At 45.2% G+C, this 5342-nt stretch carries 5 protein-coding genes; all 5 read left to right on the top strand.

Going from position 1 to position 5342, the window contains the following annotated elements; all coding sequences use genetic code 11:
* On the top strand, positions 1-564 hold a 564-nt coding region (locus B3Z75_RS06000), incomplete at its 5' end, for a RibD family protein (protein ID WP_294068659.1).
* A gap of 81 nt (positions 565-645) precedes the next feature.
* Entirely contained in the window at positions 646-1992 is a 1347-nt protein-coding gene (locus B3Z75_RS05995; RefSeq protein WP_294068657.1) for a DUF6242 domain-containing protein, read from the top strand.
* A gap of 86 nt (positions 1993-2078) precedes the next feature.
* Positions 2079-2780, top strand: coding sequence for a DUF6089 family protein (locus B3Z75_RS05990; protein ID WP_294068655.1), 702 nt, complete (start codon positions 2079-2081; stop codon positions 2778-2780).
* 19 nt (positions 2781-2799) lie between these two features.
* Positions 2800-3549, top strand: coding sequence for an isoprenyl transferase (locus B3Z75_RS05985; protein WP_294068653.1), 750 nt, complete (start codon positions 2800-2802; stop codon positions 3547-3549).
* A gap of 45 nt (positions 3550-3594) precedes the next feature.
* On the top strand, positions 3595-5342 hold a 1748-nt coding region (locus B3Z75_RS05980), incomplete at its 3' end, for a BamA/OMP85 family outer membrane protein (RefSeq protein WP_294068651.1).

The raw sequence follows: 5342 nt of genomic DNA, 5'->3' as shown, positions 1-5342 counted from the left end.
ACGTCGCTACGGGAAAAGTTGCCGGCACTTATTTCCAACAAACTCACCCATACGATTGTGCATAAGCTTCGGACACAAGTACAAGGTATCCTTGTAGGCACCCAAACAGCATTGCTGGACAACCCGCAACTGACTGCCAGAAAATGGTATGGACAACAACCCATACGGATTGCGATAGACAAGGAGAACAAGATTCCCACATCATCAGCCCTGTTCAACAAGATAACCCCAACAATTGTATTCACTGCCGCTATCCGTGGAGACTTGCCTAACGAAGCGGTGAAGCAAATCGTGATAGACTTTCAGGAAGACACCAACATTCAGATTCTTCAAAGCTTATACCAGGAGGGAATTTACTCCCTGCTTGTTGAAGGAGGAGCCCGTCTGTTATCCTCGTTCATTGAGAAGAACATGTGGGATGAAGCCTATGTGGAGACATCCGAAACAATGCTCCACAACGGTGTAAAAGCACCTGAAATTCAAGGAAAAGAGATAAGCACAAAGAGGTATCTGGATTCAAGACAGCTTCATATAAAGTGCCAAATAACTCGAAATTTTCTTTAAATATTCATTTTAATATGGTTAAAGCGAAAAATCTTTCTACTTTTGCATATCTTAAATGTGCTGTACTATATATTGAAACGAATGATATCTAAATATTTTTCCCGGTTATTGGTGCTCGTCATTAACCTGTTGCTAATTTCCTCTTGCCTGAACTCAACCAACGACAAAGTGGAATATTCGCCCGATGCACAAATCTATGCCTTTTCTCTGTCATCCAAAACGGACACTTCCAACCTGTTGTCTGCCACTAAATTCACCATAGATCAGATAAACGGCAAGATCTTCAATCAGGAACCGCTTCCCTTTCAATTCGGTGTGGACAGTGTGGTCTTAAATATTACCGGTGTCAGCACATACAGTCCCTTTACGCAGGTACAGCTCCGTCTGGATCCAGACAGTACCTATAACTGGATTCGATCCGACTCGGTGGCCGTGAGCCGGTTAAACCAAATAACCACTACTGCAGCCGACGGAAAAACGAAAAAAAGATACGATTTTGAATTGAATATATATCAGCAGGATCCCTATATCCTTACTTGGGAACATATAAACACAGGGTATCTCCCCGCATCGATAGCATCTCAGCAAACAATCGCTTTCAAAAATCGCTTTATCACTTACTTCAACACCGGGACGGCTATACAAGCGATCTCCTCCGACAGCTCCAGCGGGACCAACTGGACTGCATTCAACCCGGCTGGCATGCCCAACACCCTGCTGCTCTCATCGCTGGTTACGGCTAACGACTTCGTTTTCGGGCTCGACGCCACAGCCGGAACCGTCTATTGCTCAGCCGACGGCGTCAACTGGAGTCAGGTAATTACCTCACACCCGGTGAAAGCAATCTACGGAGAGCTTCCCTTGGCGACAAAAGGGAATATTTTAATCGCAATAGACCTCGACGGAACACTTACTTTTGCGGAAACAGACAACTTTACAGTACTGAATCCGATGAATAAAGTTCCCGCGAATATTCCGGTAAAGGATTTTTCGGCTTCCCGGGTCGACATACCTACCTCCTATTCCATCAAATACATTATTTTGTCGGGAGGCACAACAAAAGACAATACAAACAACACCGATATCTGGATTTTACAGGAAAAAGACGGAATCATTACTCATATTCTTTCGAGAAAACCCACCACAATTACAGTGAATGGAAGCAGTTTGTTTTTTTATGACAACAAGCCTTACATGATGATTACCTCTTCCGGGAGAAATGCACTGATATACTCTGAAAATTTTGGCCTGGACTGGAAAATGGCAGCAGAAAATCAGACATTTCCCGCTGGATTCAATCAACGGACAAATGCATCGGTCATTATCGATGCTGCAAATTATATATGGATATTCGGCGGAATATCTGCAACGCAAACCCAACTTGCCGATATTTGGAGAGGCAGGCTCAATAAATTTGTCAACAACTGAAAAGACACACCACATTCATTGTGCGTGAGATAATTTATCGCCCGATTTTCCGTTAACTTGGAAACAGGATTTTAAGGAATGAAGGAATGAAAAATCTGAAGAAGCCACTGCTTGTTTCTGCAATAGCGGGACTTTCACTGGTCACTGCCAGCGTCTTTGCTCAGGAGTATAAATACGAACTAGGTGGTGCCACAGGAATTTCATCTTACATGGGTGATGCCAATAAGACGAAATTTATGCTCCATCCGGGCATCGCTGTTGGACTTCTTTTCCGGTATAACATTACTTTCCACTGGGCAATGAAAGTAAATCTGTCCGGAGGGAATGTTTCTGGCGACACCCTGGATTCGGGAAACATATTCCCGTTTGCGCAACATGCATCTTTTCGTCGCACCTTTGCCGAAGCGAGCAGCCAGGCAGAGTTTAACTTTCTGCCCTACAGCGACAAGTACAAATACACAGGGACGAAACCCTATACACCTTATCTCTTTGCGGGTGTCGGTGTTACGTATGCCCCGGGAGAGGTTGACTATTGGGGACTGAACATGCCTTTTGGCGTGGGATTTAAGTATAAAATAAAAAACAGGTTGAATATCGCCGTCGAGTATTCGATGCGGAAATTGTTTAGTGATGACTTCGATGCAACTCAACCAGCACAGGGATGGAGTTTAAACCAGCCCTATGGCATCGGAAGCAGCTTCCTCAAAAACCGGGATGGCTATTCAACCGCAATGATTTGCCTCACATGGGACTTCGGAATGAAGGAAGATCCTTGTCACGGCAACTAACATATTAGCCGTTAAAAAGATGTCGTTATTTGACAAACTTGATCATCGTCGTCATCCCACCCACATAGCCATCATCATGGATGGGAACGGGCGTTGGGCCAAAGCCAGAGGATTGGAAAGAGCCGAAGGGCACAGGGAAGGAGTGAACACTATCAGGAGAGTTGTGAAAGCCGCCATCAAAGCATCGGTTCAACACCTTACCCTGTATGCGTTTTCTACAGAAAACTGGTATCGCCCCGCGGAAGAGGTAGACGGATTAATGGATTTAATGGTATATGCCATTACCAGGGAGACGCCGGAACTTAAAAAAAACGGGGTAAGCATTTCAACTATCGGCGATACGAGCCGCCTGCCTGTAAATGTCAGAGAAACGCTCGAAGCTTGTATCCGGGAAACGGCAGAAGGCAGAAATCTGAACCTTGTGATCGCAATAAGCTATTCTTCAAAATGGGAACTTACAGAAGCTACCCGAAGAATTGCCGACGATGTGATCAAAGGTGTTCTGAAGGGAGAAGATATCAGCGAGGGAACCATTAGTAAATATCTCACTACCTGCAACCTGCCCGACCCGGACCTTTTGATTCGGACAGGAGGAGAACAACGGATCAGCAATTTCTTGTTGTGGCAATGCGCCTACACGGAGTTTTACTTTACCGAAACCTTTTGGCCCGATTTCGGCGAGGAGGAGTTGTACAAAGCCATTCTCGACTATCAGGGCCGTGAACGGAGATTCGGTAAAATCAGTGAACAGATAGAATTAGAAAAATAACCGTACATACTGCACAAAAGACAGTCAGAGAAAAGAAATATCACAATGTTGAAGAAAACATTCCATTTACTTTTGTTATTCACCCTGTTTATACAGACATTGTCATTGGCACAGACCACCGACAGTGTGTATACTTCCTCTCCGAGTGAACTAAATGTAAACTACACTGCTCCCCCCAGAAAATATTATATTGCCGATATTGATGTAACCGGGGTAGAGGGAACAATGTACGAAGACCAAAAGTTCGTCCTGGTCGGTTTTTCGGGTCTGTCAAAAGGACAAGAGATTCTAATACCCGGAGAGGATATCACCAACGCCCTCAAGAGGTTCTGGAGACAGGGGCTCTTTTCGGACGTGAAGATACTCCAGTCAAAAGTAAAAGGCGACAGCGTGTGGCTCGAGATCCGACTTACTGACCGTCCCCGGGTAGCCAACATTCGCTATTTAGGGATGAAAAAAAGCGAACAGGAAGACATTGAGAAAAAGATCGGCTTTGTGAAAGGGAATCAAATTACTCCACCGCAGATAGACAGAGCAGAGACAATAATCAAAAGCTTCTTTGAGGAAAAAGGATTCGGAGATGCCGAAGTGAGAATTATTCAGCGACCGGATACCACCCAGAAAAATCAGGTCGTACTGGAGGTCAATGTAGACAAAAAAGAAAAGCTCAAGGTAAACAACATCGCGATAGAAGGAAACGAATCGCTCACAGACAATCAACTAAAAAGGGCGATGAAAAAGACCAACGAGAAGGGAAAACTGCGGAATATTTTCCGAGCGAAAAAGTTTGTGGAAGATCTCTATGAAGCAGACAAGAAAAACATCATCAGCAAGTATCAGGAAAATGGATATCGCGATGCAGAGATTCTCCGTGATACGGTATACAAATACGATGAAAAGACTGTAAATATTGAGTTGCAGGTCGAAGAAGGACCCCAATATCATATCCGTTCCATTAACTGGGTGGGCAATACGCAATACCCTTCCGCCCAGTTAGGACAGTTATTGAATATGGCACCCGGTGATATATATAACCAGAAGAAACTGCAGGAAAGATTGATCTCGGATGAAGATGCTGCCATAAACCTCTACCAGAACAACGGCTACCTGTTCTCCAACATCGACCCGGTTGAGATCAATATTGAAAATGACTCTGTGGATCTGGAACTACGTGTAACAGAAGGGCCAAAAGCGACCATCAAGCGGGTAATTATCCAGGGAAACGATCGCCTTTATGAGGACGTCATAAGGAGGGAGTTACGAACCAAACCAGGTGCCGTATTCAGCAAGGAAGACCTGCTTCGTTCCGTGCGTGAGATAGCCCAGACAGGCCATTTCGACCCCGAAGCACTCTCTGCCGGTATCGGTCAGGGGATCAACCCTAATCCCGAAGACGGAACAGTCGACATTACCTATCCGCTTACCTCGAAAGGAAACGACCAGATAGAGTTTTCCGCCGGCTGGGGTGTAACCGGATTGGTGGGGAAGCTCAGTTTGAAACTGAACAACTTCTCCCTGAGAAATATGCTGAACCCCTCTATGCACAGAGGAATTATCCCGCAGGGTGAGGGACAAACGCTTGTTCTTAGCGCACAGACTAATGGCCGTTATTACCAATCTTATCAGTTTCAATTTATGGAACCCTGGTTTGGCGGAAAAAGACCTAACAACCTGTCGTTAAGCGCCTACTACTCCCGATATACCGGACTGAACACCAACTACTATTCCCAAAACAGCTACTACAACCCATATATGTACGGCTATGGCGGTTATCCCGGTTACGGCGGATACGG

Source organism: Proteiniphilum sp. UBA1028, from assembly GCF_002316955.1.
Taxonomy (GTDB): Bacteria; Bacteroidota; Bacteroidia; order Bacteroidales; family Dysgonomonadaceae; genus Proteiniphilum.
Note: the sequence above shows the minus strand (reverse complement) of the source record. Positions and strands in the feature narration are given on the sequence as shown.